15 protein-coding genes and 1 other annotated feature are annotated in these 16,858 nt (G+C 52.7%); of the genes, 5 read left to right on the top strand and 10 right to left on the bottom strand.

Annotation, left to right across the window (positions count from 1 at the left end):
- Positions 1–33: 33 nt before the first annotated feature.
- Positions 34–987, bottom strand: coding sequence for a transaldolase (gene tal / locus EDI29_RS05700; RefSeq protein ID WP_107169209.1), 954 nt, complete (start codon positions 985–987; stop codon positions 34–36).
- 302 nt (positions 988–1,289) lie between these two features.
- Here tal and yaaA point away from each other — a divergent pair, with 302 nt between their 5' ends.
- Complete coding sequence (yaaA, locus tag EDI29_RS05705) at positions 1,290–2,063, top strand: peroxide stress protein YaaA (protein WP_137740102.1); 774 nt, start codon at positions 1,290–1,292, stop codon at positions 2,061–2,063.
- A 46-nt stretch (positions 2,064–2,109) separates the two neighbouring features.
- Here yaaA and thrC read toward each other — a convergent pair whose 3' ends face one another.
- The 5 genes from thrC to EDI29_RS05730 all read right to left on the bottom strand — a co-directional run bounded on the left by thrC (position 2,110) and on the right by EDI29_RS05730 (position 7,906).
- Positions 2,110–3,399 (bottom strand): threonine synthase, encoded by a 1,290-nt coding sequence (gene thrC / locus EDI29_RS05710; protein ID WP_010300498.1) that lies wholly within the window; start codon positions 3,397–3,399, stop codon positions 2,110–2,112.
- A gap of 3 nt (positions 3,400–3,402) precedes the next feature.
- Positions 3,403–4,332: a homoserine kinase gene (gene thrB, locus EDI29_RS05715; RefSeq protein ID WP_137740103.1), complete on the bottom strand. Its 930-nt coding sequence runs from the start codon at positions 4,330–4,332 to the stop codon at positions 3,403–3,405.
- Between the two features lie 2 nt (positions 4,333–4,334).
- On the bottom strand, positions 4,335–6,794 hold the full coding sequence (thrA, locus tag EDI29_RS05720) for a bifunctional aspartate kinase/homoserine dehydrogenase I (protein WP_137740104.1): 2,460 nt from the start codon (positions 6,792–6,794) through the stop codon (positions 4,335–4,337).
- 91 nt (positions 6,795–6,885) lie between these two features.
- Positions 6,886–7,001: a sequence feature (Thr leader region), on the bottom strand.
- Entirely contained in the window at positions 6,940–7,026 is an 87-nt protein-coding gene (gene thrL / locus EDI29_RS23195) for a thr operon leader peptide (protein ID WP_071531141.1), read from the bottom strand. Its footprint overlaps the feature before it by 62 nt.
- 193 nt (positions 7,027–7,219) lie before the next feature.
- Entirely contained in the window at positions 7,220–7,906 is a 687-nt protein-coding gene (locus EDI29_RS05730) for a tRNA/rRNA methyltransferase (RefSeq protein WP_137740105.1), read from the bottom strand.
- 755 nt (positions 7,907–8,661) lie between these two features.
- Between EDI29_RS05730 and arcA the strand changes: the two genes are divergently transcribed.
- Positions 8,662–9,378 (top strand): two-component system response regulator ArcA, encoded by a 717-nt coding sequence (gene arcA, locus EDI29_RS05735; protein ID WP_137740106.1) that lies wholly within the window; start codon positions 8,662–8,664, stop codon positions 9,376–9,378.
- Between the two features lie 55 nt (positions 9,379–9,433).
- Here arcA and creA read toward each other — a convergent pair whose 3' ends face one another.
- Complete coding sequence (gene creA / locus EDI29_RS05740) at positions 9,434–9,916, bottom strand: protein CreA (protein ID WP_137740107.1); 483 nt, start codon at positions 9,914–9,916, stop codon at positions 9,434–9,436.
- A 205-nt stretch (positions 9,917–10,121) separates the two neighbouring features.
- Between creA and robA the strand changes: the two genes are divergently transcribed.
- The gene (robA, locus tag EDI29_RS05745) at positions 10,122–11,009 is read left to right on the top strand and encodes an MDR efflux pump AcrAB transcriptional activator RobA (protein WP_137740108.1); all 888 of its coding nucleotides are present in this window, start codon (positions 10,122–10,124) and stop codon (positions 11,007–11,009) included.
- Here the strand turns inward: robA and gpmB are convergent.
- A complete protein-coding gene (gene gpmB / locus EDI29_RS05750; protein WP_137740109.1) occupies positions 10,998–11,648 on the bottom strand; it encodes a 2,3-diphosphoglycerate-dependent phosphoglycerate mutase GpmB in 651 nt (216 codons plus the stop codon). The two genes, robA and gpmB, sit on opposite strands and share 12 nt — an antisense overlap.
- Before the next feature lie 50 nt (positions 11,649–11,698).
- Between gpmB and yjjX the strand changes: the two genes are divergently transcribed.
- Positions 11,699–12,238, top strand: a complete 540-nt coding sequence (yjjX, locus tag EDI29_RS05755; RefSeq protein ID WP_137740110.1) for an inosine/xanthosine triphosphatase — start codon at positions 11,699–11,701, stop codon at positions 12,236–12,238.
- Positions 12,239–12,241: 3 nt separating this feature from the next.
- On the opposite strand, the gene trpR is transcribed toward yjjX, so the two are convergent.
- Positions 12,242–12,589: a trp operon repressor gene (gene trpR / locus EDI29_RS05760; RefSeq protein ID WP_137740111.1), complete on the bottom strand. Its 348-nt coding sequence runs from the start codon at positions 12,587–12,589 to the stop codon at positions 12,242–12,244.
- 72 nt (positions 12,590–12,661) lie between these two features.
- Positions 12,662–14,596 carry a murein transglycosylase gene (sltY, locus tag EDI29_RS05765; protein ID WP_137740112.1) on the bottom strand — a complete coding sequence of 645 codons (1,935 nt, stop codon included), beginning with the start codon at positions 14,594–14,596 and terminating at the stop codon, positions 12,662–12,664.
- A gap of 540 nt (positions 14,597–15,136) precedes the next feature.
- Between sltY and ettA the strand changes: the two genes are divergently transcribed.
- Positions 15,137–16,804: an energy-dependent translational throttle protein EttA gene (ettA, locus tag EDI29_RS05770; RefSeq protein WP_107169220.1), complete on the top strand. Its 1,668-nt coding sequence runs from the start codon at positions 15,137–15,139 to the stop codon at positions 16,802–16,804.
- The last annotated feature ends 54 nt before the right edge of the window (positions 16,805–16,858 follow it).

Genomic DNA, 16,858 nt, shown 5'->3' on the forward strand with positions numbered 1-16,858 from the left:
GGGATTTCCCGGCTATTTTTATTCGCACAATGCTTACAGTAAATCTGCAATCATTTTTTCCAGTTTTTCCTGGTCGATCGCAAACTTACGAATACCGTCGGCCAGTTTATCAATCGCCATTGGGTCTTGGTTGTGCTGCCAGTAGAACTCAGCTTCTGTCATTTTCGCAGGGCGAACTTTCACCTCACCGACATAAGACAGCTTACGAACCACTTCACCTTCGCTTTCTGACAGTTCCTTCAGCAGGGCTGGTGCAATCGTCAGGCGGTCACACCCGGCCAGTTCCAGAATCTCACCGACGTTACGGAAGCTCGCGCCCATCACGACGGTTTCATAGCCGTGCTCTTTGTAGTAGTCGTAGATTTCGCTAACGGAAACCACGCCCGGATCTTCATGCGGCGCGAAGTCTTTCTTATCGCCATTGGCTTTGTACCAGTCAAGAATACGGCCAACGAACGGGGAAATCAGGAACACACCCGCTTCAGCACAAGCGCGTGCCTGTGCAAAGGAGAACAGCAGCGTCAGGTTACAGTTGATGCCTTCTTTTTCCAGTTGCTCCGCCGCGCGGATACCCTGCCAGGTTGAGGCCAGTTTAATCAGGATACGCTCGTTGCTGATGCCTGCGTCGTTGTACAGCTTGATCAGGTGTTTTGCCTTCGCCACGCTGGCTTCGGTGTCATAAGACAAACGCGCATCCACTTCGGTGGAGATGCGGCCGGGGATCAATTTTAAAATTTCGAGACCGATATTGACCGCCAGTTTATCCGTGGCATCCACGACCTGCTGTTTACGATCGCTGCTCTGCTCGCGCGCCCAGGCAATAGCCTCGTCGATGAGCTTACGGTATTCAGGAATTTGCGCCGCATTCAAAATCAGTGAAGGGTTGGTGGTCGCGTCTTGCGGTTGGTACAGTTTCATTGCCGCAATATCACCGGTATCAGCTACAACTGTGGTCAATTGGCGTAGGGAAGTCAGTTTATCCGTCATGTTGGCATGTCTCGTTGTTTATACGTGGTGCTCGTGAATGAAAATAGCTCGTATATGAATCGACTTGTTATGTAATCAGGTGGCCATCTGTTTTGCGCCGAAATCTGATAATAACACGCGCGTTTTACCGTGCAAGCCGACTGTTAATCCTCTCCACACTGCCCGCCTCTTACCACGCTGAAATCAGCGTGCCGGAAAAATGAAGCGTCTTAAAAGATGAAGCTATTGTAGCCATCGCCGTTTTCTTATCAGGTTCTTGCTATAGTAGACGCATCAAAAATCAGACCGACAGGACATGGCGCATGCTTATTACTATTTCACCCGCAAAAACGCTCGACTACACCAGTCCGTTGGCAACAACGCGTTACACCCAACCGGAACTCCTGAACTATTCCAGCCAGTTAATTAACGTGTGTAAAAAGCTGACGCCAGCGCAGATCGCCTCACTGATGAGCATCAGCGATAAATTGGCAGACCTGAACGCGGGCCGCTTTAACGAGTGGCAGCCGGATTTCACGCCGGAGAATGCGCGCCAGGCGCTGCTGGCGTTTAAAGGCGACGTCTATACCGGATTGGCCGCAGAAGATTTCAGCGAAGATGACTTTGATTTCGCCCAGCAGCATCTGCGTATGCTGTCGGGTCTATACGGCGTGTTGCGCCCACTGGATTTGATGCAGCCGTATCGGCTGGAAATGGGCACCAAGCTGGAAAACAACGTCGGTAAAGACCTCTACAGTTTCTGGGGCGACACCATTACTGAAAAGCTGAATCAGGCGTTGCGCGATCAAGGCGATGATGTGCTGGTTAATCTGGCATCGGACGAATATTTCAAAGCTGTTAAACCGAAAAAGCTCAATGCTCGTTTGATCAAGCCCGTCTTCCTGGATGAGAAAAACGGTAAGTTCAAGGTAATCAGTTTCTACGCCAAGAAAGCACGCGGTCTGATGAGTCGTTTCATTATTCAAAACCGCCTGACGCAGCCGGAGCAGTTGAAAGCATTTAATCTGGAAGGTTACTTCTTCGAGGCAGCGGACTCGTCGAGTGACGAGCTGGTGTTTAAGCGTCACGAACAGTAAACAAGAGAAGGGAAACAGGGCGGAGTATTCCGCCCTTTCAATCGATTTATTCCGGCAGCGACATCAGGAATTCACGCAGCTTCGCGAAATCATCCGGGAAGTTGTGCGACAGCAGATCCAGATCGGCACGCTCAGCCAGTGCTTCCGGCAGATCCAGTTCTTTGCCCAGAATGTCTTCCACGCTTTCCTTGAATTTCGCCGGGTGCGCCGTCCCCAGGAACAGACCGAACTCACCCGCTTGCAGTTGATCGCGCAGCAGACGGTAAGCAATCGCAGCATGCGGCTCAGAGAGATAGCCTAACGCATCCAGCTCATGCATGGTTTCTTTCGTGGTCTCATCGCTCACTGCGCCAAAGCCCAGCGTTTTCAACTGCCAGTTCTTACGGCGGAACAGCTCTTCCACGCGCGGCCAGTTGTTCGGCTGGCTGACGTCCATCGCGTTGGATAGCGTTGCCACCGTTTTATGCGGTTCCCAGTTACCATTGCTCAGGAAGCGTGGCACGGTGTCATTGGCGTTAGTCGCCGCGATGAAGCGCTTAATCGGCAGACCCAGCGATTTTGCCAGCAGACCGGCGGTCAGATCGCCAAAGTTACCACTCGGTACAGAAACCACCAGTTGGTTACGGGCTTCCTGCGGCAGTTGTGCAACGGCTTCAAAGTAGTAGCAAATTTGCGCTAGCAGGCGGCTGATGTTGATGGAGTTCGCTGAGTTCAGGCCAATCGCCTTTTTCAGTTCTTCATCATCAAACGCCTTTTTCACCAACGCCTGACAGGCATCGAAATCGCTATCGATAGCGATGGTGTGAATGTTGCCACCCAGCGTACAGAACAGTTTTTCCTGCAACGGACTGATCTTGCCCTGCGGATACAAAATCACGACACGGACATTTTCCAGACCGTAAAAGGCGTGCGCCACAGCGGCACCGGTGTCGCCAGAGGTCGCCGTCAGAATGGTAATTTTCTCGTCGCCAGACACTTCCGTCAGCATTTGCGCCATAAAGCGGCCGCCGAAGTCTTTAAAGGCCAGCGTCGGGCCGTGGAACAGCTCCAGCGCAGCGATATCTTCCGCAACTGGCGCCACAGGAGCCGGGAATGCAAAGGCCGCTTTTACACGCTCAAACACCGTTTCGGTCGCAATTTCATCACCGATATAGGCAGACAGAATGCGGCTGCTGCGGGTCACAAAATCCAGATCCAACAGAGCATCGATTTCAGTGCGCTCAAATTCCGGCAGTTCCAGCGGGAAGAACAGCCCTTGCTGGCTACCCAGCCCTTGCTTGATAGCCTGAGCAAAACTGACCTGCTCGTTATGATCTTTAAGGTTGTACAGTTTCATGCGTTATCCCAGTTGTCGTGCGCCAGTCGTATCAAGACGGCAAATATGAACAAAACCTTCATCGTTCTGCAAATAGTTATCCCGCAGCCAGTCGGCCAGACGCTGTGCGCTCGCCATATCGTTGCAGACGGAGAATAACGTTGGGCCAGAACCGGAAATACCGCAGGCCAGCGCCCCGATATCTTCAGCCGCCTGGCGTGCAGCGGCAAATCCAGGCAGCAGTTTCGTCCGATAAGGTTCCGCGATGACATCCTTCATCAGCTTCGCCGCCAGTTCGGCCTGTCCAGTATGGCAAGCGTGGATAAAACCGGCCAGATAACGACCGTGGCTGATGCAATCCTGACGACGATATTGCGCAGGCAGAATCGCGCGCGCTTCAGCAGTGGAGACTTTAATCCCCGGATACGCCATGACCCACAGCCAGTCATCGAACGACGGCACAGGCTGGCTGATGATGCCGTTTTCTTCCAGCATCAGTTGGACACCGCCGAGAAAACACGGGGCAACGTTATCGTAGTGGACGCTGCCGGAAATGCGCCCTTCCAGCTCACCCATCAGCGTCAGCAGACGGTTATCGTCCAGCGGTTTACCGCAAAATTCGTTCATCGCCATCAGCCCAGCGACGACAGAACAGGCGCTGGAACCGAGCCCTGAACCAATCGGCATGTTCTTTTCGAGCGTCATCGCCACCGGCACGGTTTTGCCAATTTCCTGACAGAACAGTTCCCAACATTGATACACAATGTTTTCTTTCGGGTTGTCCGGCAGCTTGCTAACAAAACGCCCTTCATTACGCAGGCTGAACAGGTCTGCGGCCTCAACAGAGACGCAATCCCCCAGCAGTGAACCGTCTACCGGCGAGACGGCCGCACCCAGTACATCAAACCCGACGCTGACGTTACCGATTGATGCAGGTGCATATACCTTAACCATAATTATGCTCCCAACTTCCATGACAAGGTGCGCAGCAGATCGGCGAACACACCAGCAGCGGTAACATCGTTACCCGCGCCATAACCGCGCAACACGAGCGGCAGTGGCTGATAATAACGGCTGTAGAATGCCAGCGCATTCTCGCCATCTTTGACTTTAAACAGCGGATCGTTGCCGCCAACGGCACTGATCTTGACCTTACAGCGGCCTTCTTCAATCACGCCGATATAGCGCAACACTTTACCTTCATCGCGCGCTTGTGCAACACGGCTGGCAAACTCATCGTCTGCCGTCGGCAGGCGCTGCATAAAGCTGGCGACATCGCCGGACGCATCAAAGCTGGCAGGCAGAACGGATTCCACCTCAATATCGCCCAGCTCCAGCTGATAACCCGCTTCACGAGCTAGAATCAGCAGCTTACGTGCCACATCCATACCGGACAGATCGTCACGCGGATCGGGTTCGGTATAGCCTTTTTCTTTCGCCTGCGTGGTCGCTTCAGACAGCGACATGCCTTCATCGAGTTTACCGAAAATAAAGGATAGCGAGCCAGAGAGAATTCCGGTAAAGCGAATCAGTTCATCACCCGCATTCAACAGATTTTGCAGGTTCTCAATCACCGGCAGGCCTGCTCCGACGTTAGTGTCATACAGGAAACGACGGCGGGATTTCGCCGCGGCGCTACGCAGTTGGTGATAATAATGCATCGACCCGGTGTTGGCTTTCTTGTTTGGCGTCACCACGTGGAAACCGTCGGCCAGGAAATCCACGTACTGATCGGCCACGGCCTGATTCGACGTACAGTCAACGATCACCGGGTTCAGCAGATGGTACTCTTTAACCAGACGGATCAGACGGCCCAGATTAAACGGCTCGCGGGCTTTACCCAGCTCTTCGTGCCAGTTGTCCATCGAAATGCCGTTAATATTGGTCAGCATCGCTTTGGAGTTGGCGATGCCACACACGCGCAGGTCGATATGCTTGTCTTTCAGCCACGGCTGCTGGCGGTGGATCTGCTCCAGCAGTGCACCACCCACGCCGCCAACGCCGATAACAAACACGTCGATCACCTGATCGGTGTTAAACAGCATCTGGTGGGCAACACGTACGCCAGTGGTGGCGACGTCGTTGTTCACGACAACGGAGATGGAGCGCTCAGACGAGCCCTGTGCGATAGCCACGATATTGATATTTGCCGTCGCCAGCGCCGAGAACAGGCGGGCAGACAGGCCACGCAGCGTGCGCATACCATCGCCCACCACAGAGATGATCGCCAGACGCTCCATCACATCTAGCGGCTCCAGCACGCCTTCTTTCAGTTCCAGATAGAATTCGTCTTCCAGCGTTTTTCTGGCGCGCGCCAGCTCGTTTTGCGATACGCAGAAGCTGATGCTGTACTCGGAAGATGACTGCGTAATCAGAACAACAGAGATTCCCGCGCGCGACATCGCGGCAAACACGCGCGCTGCCATGCCGACCATGCCTTTCATGCCAGGGCCGGATACGTTAACCATCGCCATGTTGTTCAGGTTGGTAATGCCTTTCACTGGATACTGGGTATCCGTGCTGTCCATGCCGATGAGCGTGCCGGGAGCCTGAGGATTTTCGGTGTTTTTGATAAGGCAGGGAATCTGAAACTGAGCGATGGGAGCGATGGTGCGAGGGTGGAGGACTTTGGCGCCGAAATAGGACAGCTCCATCGCCTCCTGATAGGACATCGATTTCAATAATCGAGCGTCCGGCACCTGACGCGGATCGCAAGTATAAACGCCGTCCACGTCAGTCCAAATCTCACAACAGTCGGCACGCAAACACGCAGCCAGCACCGCAGCAGAATAATCAGAACCATTACGGCCCAGCACCACCAGTTCGCCTTTGTCGTTACCAGCAGTAAAGCCCGCCATCAGGATCACATGATCTTTCGGGATGGCGCTTTCAGCAATGCGGCGAGTCGATTCAGTGATATCCACGGTGGATTCAAGATAGTGTCCCTGCGCCAGCAGTTTCTCGACCGGATTGATGACGGAAACGCCGTAGCCGCGCGCCTGAAAGACCGCTTCCATGATGGCGATGGACAGTTTTTCTCCCCGGCAGATAATCGCAGCATTCACACTATCAGGGCACTGACCCAGCAGCGCGATGCCGTGCAGAACGTGTTTCAGCTGTGCAAACTCCTGATCCACGAATGCCTTCAGGCGGGCGTGGTCAAAGCCGGGTTGGGATGCGGCAAGACCCTGCAGCAGAGAAGAAAAGATCGTTTCGGCGTCATTTAAATGCGGCAGGATATCTTGTCCGGCGACGGTTTTCTCAATCATGGCAACCAGATGGTTGGTAATTTTCGCCGGCGCGGATAATACGGTAGCCACCTGTCCCTGGCGCGCGTTGTTTTCGATAATGTCAGCAACGCGGGCAAAGCGCTCCGCATTCGCTACTGAAGTCCCGCCAAATTTCAACACTCGCATTTTTATCTGTTCTCCTGAATTTCTGCCAACCAAACGCCGAAAGCGTTTTTTATATGCCGCTTACAAACGGCGTTGAGGGATAACCTGCCATAAAAAAAAAGCCCGCACTGTTCGGTGCGGGCTTTTTCTGGAATCTTGGTATGCGTCAGCCCGCACCGTTACTGGTTGTATCGGTGATGGTAATAATCGTGGTGATCAGGCTGATAGTGCGCATGCTAAAATCGAATCTCATTAAAAGTAGAGTTATCTGCCCTATTAGTTAGGCCAATCGCCCTTTGAAGTCAACGGATTTCTTTTTTTTCTTCTCGTCGAATGAAAAACGCCTACCGCTAAACCCACTACTGAAACAGAAATACGCCAGACAAACCATTGCCAAAATACACGTTTCAATATGTTCGACTGCCAAGAAAGTCATCCTTGCTATCTTATTTCGGCAACCTTTTTTCAATATCGTGTAGCAACCGATGGAGCATCGCCGTATCGCGCTGCTCTAAACGCCCCAATCGCTGATGCAGCCAGTCCCGCAGTTTTTCATCGTCCTCAACCGCCAAATTGACCAGTAACCGATCCAGACGATCGTGCAACGCCGACAATTGGCCCGCCGCCGCGGGCTGCACGGCATCCGGTTTGACCTGCATGAGCGCGGCCAACTGGTAACAAAACACCATCACTGCCTGACCAAGATTCAGCGAGGGATAATCCGCTTTCATAGGCACGCCAGTTAACACATCCGCCAATTCCAGCTCTTCATTCGTTAGGCCCGTATCTTCCCGGCCGAACACCAACGCCGCAGACGTCATCCATTGGATCTTCTCCTGCAATAGGTCTGTCAGTTCGGCTGGCGTGCAGTAATAGCGAAATTTAGCCCGGCTGCGCGCAGTGGTCGCAACCGTAAAATCAACATCTGCCAGTGCATCAGCCAGCGTGGAAAAGACCTCTACGTTATCCAGAATATCTCCCGAACCATGTGCCACCCAGCGTGCGGCAGGCTCTTGGTGTGCCGTACTGCCGACAATACGTAAACTGCTAAATCCCATCGTCTTCATCGCACGGGCTGCCGCCCCTACGTTCTCTGCCCGAGCGGGCTCAACCAAAATAATATGAAACTGCATAGACTCCCCAGTATGGGTTAGTACGCTCTGACACTATTTGCGCCAGCAGGTCAATAACACGGTCCTGTAATCGATAGCATCATCGGTAACGATTGATTGATCACCGCTCCTCGATAACGATCTATCACTCGCTACAGGTAGAAAATTAACAATAAACCAACAGAGTTTCTGGCATCAACTCAGCCTGTGGCAGACGCATCGGGATGTCCAAAAAATGGGCGGGAATAAAAACCCTAAGAAAAACAGGGTAAATTATTTTATTTCAATAAGTTATAAAAACACCAACGACTGTGTAGCGTCAATTATGATTATTGGCATTTACTATGCTAAATCGTTCATAAAAAGTGCTAAATTGTGACATAAACGGGCAATCCTATAAGTGTTTATCACAAAATAGTTAACGTGCTAAAATGAAATTTGATATATGTCAACAGAACCGTAGATTTATCAGCAGGCAAAATCAGCGCTTACTGTTATGTTGCTGTTAATAAGGTTAAACTGTGCGCCACTTTGAGCGCAGTTAAATTAGCGCCACACTCACCCGCTAGCAGTACCTCTAAACGGGTAGAGAATGAACACCAGTAACGCATTTACGTACTTGAGTCTGATGTTGAGCGAGAGCGTAGTTTACCTCGATAAGCTCCAGGGAAATACCCGGAATAACTGGCGTTGTAGCCAGCGGGCCAGCAGGGTATGACAGCGACTTCTGTACTTCCGATTTCTATAATTTAAGTTGGCAATTTTAGGTAGCAAACATGCAGACGCCGCACATTCTTATTGTTGAAGACGAGTTGGTAACCCGTAACACCCTCAAAAGTATTTTTGAGGCAGAAGGGTACGTTGTCCACGAAGCCACCGATGGCGCAGAAATGCACCATATTTTGTCCGAAAATGACATCAATCTGGTGATCATGGACATCAACCTGCCAGGGAAAAACGGCCTATTGCTGGCACGTGAGCTGCGTGAGCAAGCTACCGTTGCCCTGATGTTCCTCACCGGTCGTGACAATGAAGTCGATAAGATTCTCGGTCTGGAAATCGGTGCGGATGATTACATCACCAAACCATTCAACCCACGTGAATTGACGATCCGCGCACGTAACCTGCTGTCACGTACCATGAATTTGGGCGGTGGCACTGAAGAACGTCGTCTGGTGGAAAGCTACCGTTTCAACGGCTGGGAACTGGATATCAATAGCCGTTCTCTGATCAGCCCGGCTGGCGAGCAATACAAGCTGCCGCGCAGTGAATTCCGCGCCATGCTGCACTTCTGCGAAAACCCAGGCAAGATTCAGTCTCGCGCAGAACTGCTGAAGAAAATGACCGGTCGCGAGCTTAAACCGCATGACCGTACCGTTGACGTCACCATCCGCCGCATCCGCAAGCACTTTGAATCAACCGCAGATACGCCAGAAATCATCGCGACGATCCACGGCGAAGGTTACCGCTTCTGCGGCGATCTGGATAATTAATCCTACTCAGCCGGAGCAGGCTTCTGTTCCGGCTGTTTTTCCTCTTTACCACACCTTATTCACTCTTTCCCCACGGCATCACCGGCACCGCGCTCAACGCATTTTTCGGCGAACCATCAACCAGTCGATCAGAGTAAGCAAGATAGATCAAAGAATTGCGTTTTTGATCGTAGAACCGAACAACCTGCAATTTTTTGAAAACCAACGACGTTCGTTTTTGGAATACGACGGACCCACGGTTACCGCCGTTTTTGATTTTATCGGACAGATCAATCGGCCCAACCTGCTGGCAGGAAATTGCCGCATCCGACGTGTCTTCTGCCAGCCCTAACCCCCCCTTGATTCCGCCTGTTTTGGCTCGGCTAATGTAGCAGGTCACGTTTGATACATCAGGATCGTCAAACGCTTCCACCACGATCTTATGATCCGGCCCGAGTAGTTTAAAGACCGTATCGACCGATCCCACTTCTTCCGCATTGGCTACGCTAACGGCAGATAGCGCCAGCAGCCCCGCTCCCATAATTCGCTTTATGTTCATATTTCAGACTCTGTGATAATTCATAACAAACGATTAATAACCACAATAAAAAAGAGGATTTACAAAATAAACCGCTATGATCATCCTCCTTATCCAAATTACCTGCGGGATATTTTCAAAAATCTTCAGCAGTACCAACGTGAAAATATTGCTATGATGCGGGATCTCAATACGCTCGCGCTCAATGTGTTTGATGAGGAAGATTATGGATCAAGCCGGTATCATACGTGACCTACTTAACTGGCTGGAAAGCCATCTCGACCAACCATTATCACTCGATAATGTGGCGGCGAAAGCAGGTTATTCCAAGTGGCATCTGCAAAGAATGTTCAAAGACGTAACAGGTAATGCCATTGGTTCCTATATCCGGGCGCGTAGATTGACCAAAGCGGCGGTTGCACTCTGTCTGACCAGCCGCCCTATCCTTGATATTGCCCTGCAATACCGCTTTGATTCACAACAGACTTTTACTCGCGCGTTCAAAAAGCAGTTTGCCCAAACGCCAGCGTCTTACCGTCGTTCCGATAACTGGAATACTTTTGGCATTCGTCCGCCGATCCGGCTCGGTGAATTTACCCTACCACAGCCGCAATTTGTCGCCCTCCCGGAAACGCAACTTCTTGGGCTCACGCAAACTTATACCTGTCGCCTTGAACAGATCTGTAATTTCCGCACAGAAATTCGTGTTCACTATTGGCGTCAATTTTTAGGCGAAACCTGTTCTGTCCCGCCAGTGCTTTACGGGCTGCACCATTCGCGCCCAAGCAAAGAGAAAGACGACGAACACGAGGTGCTTTACACCACCGCACTGGAGCCGCAATATCTGCCTGACGATGTTCACACGGGCGACCCCATTACGCTGCCAGGCGGCGACTATGCGATGTTTGTATTTGAAGGGCCGAAAGATGGGCTACAGGATTTTATTATCACACTGTATGACACCTGTCTGCCGACCTTTCAACTCACGCGCCGCAAGGGGTTCGATGCAGAACGTTTCCATCCAGACGGCACGGCACGTGACGAGGTGCCCGCTATCATCCGCTGCGAGTACCTCATTCCCATCCAGCACGCAGAACCCATCTCAGCGCTGTAGCTCATCCAGTGCCGGAATATCCAGGTGAGAAATATCTCCGGCCGTTTCTACCACCCAACCCGGTGCCAGCCACGGGCTTTGCTGATAATCAATGCGTGACAAGGAACAGTTGCGCAGACGCAGACGGCGCTCAGCCGACGCGGGTAGCCCAAGTACCGTACTCAGCAGGCACCCTAACGCCATCCCGTGGCTAACCAATAACGGGCGGCTTCCTGCTGGCAACGCCAGGCAGCGTTCCAGAACGCCATGCATGCGTAATGCCACATCAACCATCGATTCACCTTCTGGGATGCGGCCATTGGGCGTACCATCCACCAGCCCTTTACGCCATCCTTCCTCCTCAGCGGTCAGCGAATCCAGATCGCGAGCTTCTAATACGCCCATGTTCAATTCACGTAACCCTGGCTCCAGGATTATCTGGCAATTACCACTAGATTTAGCGATGATTTCTGTGGTCTGACGCGTTCTTCCGAGATCGCTGGTAAAAATATGCGTAATCCCTAGCGTTCTGATTCGTTCAGCAACCTGTTGTGCCTGTTGCTCACCTCTTGGCGTCAGTGCACTGTCCGATTGACCCTGAATACGTCGAGCCACATTCCATTCTGTTTCGCCGTGGCGAACAAGATATACCTGTAACATGGTTATTTTCCGTTATACTGCGTCAAATTAACTAAAGGTACGAAACTGTTATGTATCACGTTGTCGCTGCAACTACCAACCCGGCAAAAATTAAGGCTATTAGTCTGGCATTCACCGATGTCTTTGGTGCAGAACATTGCCGCATCGAAGGCGTTGACGTCGATAGCGGCGTCCCACGCCAGCCTCTCGGCTCTATTGAAACCCGTACAGGCGCCAGAAACCGCGTTATGATGGCACGTCAGGTACGGCCAGAAGCCGATTTTTGGGTCGGTGTAGAAGCAGGCATTGAAGAAAGTATGACTTTCGCCTGGATGGTGATCGAAAATGCTCACCTGCGTGGCGAATCACGTTCTGCAAGCCTGGTCCTTCCAGAAAGTATATTACATGGTATCCGTGAAGGGCGGGAATTAGGTGATGAAATGGAACGTTTGACGGGCGTTCAGAACATTAAACATAAAGGCGGCGCCATCGGCGTCTTCACCGACGGCAAATTGTCACGCACTAGCGTGTACCATCAAGCGCTGCTGCTGGCGCTGGTGCCATTCCATAATCCAATCTATCAGATTCCCGTTCAGGCAGCGAAACCGTAACGGTTACGCGTCTTCACCCAACGGTTTATCTGCCGACAGCAACTGCGCTTCCAGCCAGCTTTTTAACGCGGGGGGCGCGGCTTTCAGACTATTTGAACCGCGCGTAATCGTAGCAATTCCCGCTCCTAACTCGCTTTTCAGTTCACGCTGGCTCATTTCACCCCGCATTAACTCTTGCACAATTCGCACCCGCGTTCCCAACGCTGTACGCTCATCTGGCGTCAACAGCAGTTGCAGCAGCGGCAGTTGGAGATCTTTCTCAATTGACTGCTGTAATAGCGCGACAAAGCGTAACCAATGCTCATTGTCTTGTTCAGAAAGTGCCGGGTCGATTAGCGATAACGGAGTCATAATTGGCTGCCATACTATTTAACTAGTACGGCAGCATAACACAATTCCGGGTAACGATCGCAACGCCGCGTCTCAGTAACGCCGCTGCCATTCTCCATCGGTCAGCACATTGGCTGGCTGATTGAGGAAATAACGATAGAAGACGTCATAGGCCAGCACATTTTTCACGTAACCGCGTGTTTCCGAGAACGGGATGCTTTCGATAAACGCAACGGGGTCGATACGCCCCGCGCTGTTCTTCAGCCACGTATTCACGCGCGACGGCCCAGCATTGTAAGCCGCAGAAGACAGAATGCGGTTACGGCCAAATGTCTGGTACACATACTCCAGGTAGCTCGTTCCCAACAGAATGTTCGTCTCAGGATCAAGCAGTTGGCTGCTGTTCGTGTAGAACGTGATATTGCTCATTTTAGCGGTATGCTGCGCTGTCGCGGGCATCAGCTGCATCAGGCCCGATGCACCAACCGGGGAACGTGCTTTCGGGTTCCAAGCGCTCTCCTGACGAGCGATCGCCATCGCATAGCTCTGGCTGATCCCTTTGCCCTGCGTTTCACGGCGGAATTCATCATTCCAGGCCAGCGGGAAGCGCTCTTCAAGGTGATCCCATAATTTTGCAACAATCGTCGCCTGTACGCTTAAATCCGCCCAGCGCTGTTCAAACGCATAGCGAGCCAGTGCTTCCTGCTGCGGTTTACTACGGTTCGCCACCAGCCCGACCCACTCGCTACGCGCCAGATTATCCATCTGCCAGAACATCAATTCCCGCACGCGGGTGATTTCGGGTAATTGGGACAAAGAAGGGTCCGGCTTCACTGCCGTCATGATGGTAATAGGATAGCGCTCGTTCAGTTTCTGCGCCGCCGCCATTGGGTAGAACCCACGCTCCTGCATCAGGCTGCGTAATAACGTCTCGCCTTCCTGACGTTTGCCCTGATCCAACAGCACGACGGCACGCCAGTAGCGCCATTCGTCTTTCTGCAACGCCTCCGCCGGTAAACGCGCCATCCAGCTCGTCAAGCCCTGACGATCGCCTGCACCCAACGCCATACGCACGCGACGTTCCAGCAAGGTGGTCGATGTGCTGCGCCGCACCACGCTATCCCGCCACTGCGCCTGCTCTGGTGTGGCATCATTACCCATCAAACGCCAGGCGATGGTTTCTTCCATATCCTGACGTTCTGCGGCGCTCATCTTTTGCAAACGGGCAATAATCGGCAGCATCGAACGGGCATTGTCCGTATCCTGACGCGCCGTACGCGTAAAGGCCGACAGCGTGACTTTACGGGTGAAATCCGTTGGCCCGACGGTGCGAGCAAAGCTCTCCAGCGAATTTGGGTCATTCTGGAGTTTCAGCAGCGCATCGCCCATCGTTTTATAATCGTCGGGCAATTGCTTAATGAGATAGCTCACCAGACTACCGCTGCCTTCATCCATGGCAAGACGCGCACGTTCCAACGTCGTCAGCGGCGTTTGTTCACCCGCTTGCTGCCAGACGGAGAAGAGTTTATCGCACACGGTAGGGAGCGAACGCCCGGTTAGCCAGATATCACGCGTGGCTTCCCACACGCCTTGACGCTGGCCGGTTGCCCATTGGGCGTAATAAAAGTTACAGCGGGCGCTGACCGGCTTCGGCGGCTGCGGGCTAAATGCCAGCAGCCCGATCCAGTCCTGACGGCGTGCCAGTTCATTCACAAAGCTGGTGGTGAGATTACGGGCAGGCGGCAGCGTCGGGTGCGTTGCCATAAACTGCCTCACCTGCGTTGCGCTGATCTGGCTCAGATCCTGCGTAAGCGAGCGATATTCAAGATAAGGATAAAGCGGGTAGCTGCGCAGCGTCGGCATCAGTTGCGCTACCGTGTCCATTTGGTTGCTGTCCCATGCCTGCTTAACCTGCTGATAACGCTGACGCTGTTCGTCCAGAGAATCCGCCAGCACATGACCGGAAGCTCCAGCCAGACATATCGCCGCAACGGCGTACCACCAATGACCTGCTTTTATCACCTGCATTAACCTCATCCGTTATCGAACTTGCTATCGGCACCCTTCATCGTATCGATCCCCCTATCCTATACCCAAAATAATTCGAGTGGCGTTAAGGCGGCAACCGCATGACAAATTCGTCGGGAACGAATTTGACCAGCCAACGACTGGCCTTCGGTGAGAGACAGGATGTCTCTCATTTCATCCCCAGGAGCTTACTCAGGTAAGTGACTGGGGTGAGTAAGCGCAGCCAACGCACAAGCGACTTGAAGTATGACGGATATATCGGGCAGATCCAGTGTGGCACATCATGCCAGACAACGATATGCCGATCCGCAAACCGATTCTGAAATTCACCGGACGGGTCTAGGTCTCAGATCGACAATGGCAAATCGCCGGATAGCTGGGATCGCGGGCTGAAACCCGCTACACTCAACGGTTAGGATAATCGAGCGTTGCCGAGGTGTTTTCTCAGCGGCGCTATTCGTATTCAGTAGCACAGTGCTACACATCGTCACCCACTTAAGGTGACAAATCATAGAGATAAGAGAGAGGCGAAGTCGCAACGTGGCTCAATATGTTTATACCATGCATCGCGTCGGTAAGGTCGTTCCGCCGAAGCGTCACATTCTGAAAAACATCTCCCTCAGTTTTTTCCCCGGAGCCAAGATCGGCGTACTGGGTCTGAACGGAGCCGGTAAATCAACGCTGTTGCGTATTATGGCTGGCATTGATACGGATATCGAGGGTGAAGCTCGCCCACAACCAGGAATCAAAATCGGCTATTTGCCGCAGGAACCGCAGTTAAACACGGAACACACCGTACGTGAATCCGTAGAAGAAGCAGTGTCTGAAGTCGTGACCGCACTGAAACGTCTTGATGAAGTCTACGCGCTGTATGCGGACCCAGATGCAGACTTCGATAAACTGGCCGCCGAGCAAGGTCGGTTGGAAGAAGTCATTCAGGCGCACGACGGTCACAACCTGAATAACCAGTTAGAACGCGCGGCAGATGCCCTGCGTCTGCCGGAGTGGGATGCGAAAATCGCCAATCTGTCCGGGGGTGAACGCCGCCGCGTTGCGCTGTGTCGTCTGCTGCTGGAAAAACCAGACATGCTGCTGCTCGACGAACCGACCAACCACCTGGATGCTGAGTCAGTCGCCTGGCTGGAACGCTTCCTACACGATTTCGAGGGCACCGTGGTGGCGATTACCCACGACCGTTACTTCCTCGATAACGTCGCAGGCTGGATTCTGGAGCTGGACCGCGGTGAAGGTATTCCGTGGGAAGGTAACTACTCTTCGTGGCTGGAGCAGAAAGATCAGCGTCTGGCACAGGAAGCCTCTCAGGAAGCGGCACGCCGTAAATCCATTGAGAAAGAGCTGGAGTGGGTGCGTCAAGGCGCTAAAGGCCGTCAGTCGAAAGGTAAGGCGCGTCTGGCACGCTTTGAAGAGCTGAACAACACGGAATACCAGAAACGTAACGAAACCAACGAACTGTTTATTCCACCTGGTGCTCGCCTCGGCGATAAAGTGGTGGAAGTCACCAACCTGAGTAAGTCTTACGGCGAGCGTCAACTCATCGACGGGCTTTCTTTCTCCGTACCGAAAGGCGCGATTGTCGGCATTATCGGCCCGAACGGTGCGGGTAAATCAACGCTGTTCCGCATGATGTCCGGTCAGGAACAGCCAGATAGTGGCGCGATTGAACTGGGTGAAACCGTCAAACTGGCGTCAGTCGACCAGTTCCGTGATGCGATGGACAACAGCAAAACCGTCTGGGAAGAAGTATCCGGCGGGCAGGACATCATGCGTATCGGCAACACTGAAATGCCGAGCCGCGCTTACGTTGGCCGTTTCAACTTCAAAGGGGTCGATCAGGGCAAACGCGTTGGTGAGCTATCCGGCGGTGAGCGCGGTCGTCTGCATCTGGCGAAGCTGCTACAGGTAGGCGGCAACGTGCTGCTGCTCGATGAACCTACCAACGACCTGGATATCGAAACCCTGCGCGCGCTGGAAAACGCCCTGCTGGAATTCCCTGGCTGCGCCATGGTGATCTCGCATGACCGTTGGTTCCTCGACCGTATCGCAACGCACATTCTGGATTATCAGGATGAAGGTAAAGTGGAATTCTTCGAAGGTAACTTTACCGAATACGAAGAATACAAGAAGCGTACGCTGGGTGCAGAAGCGTTGGAACCTCACCGCATCAAGTACAAGAAGATTGCTAAATAAGCCATCACCAGACGTCATAAACAAGTGGCCCGCATCGCGGGCCACTTTTCTTTC

It is taken from the genome of Pectobacterium polonicum (assembly GCF_005497185.1).
Taxonomy (GTDB): Bacteria; Pseudomonadota; Gammaproteobacteria; order Enterobacterales; family Enterobacteriaceae; genus Pectobacterium; species Pectobacterium polonicum.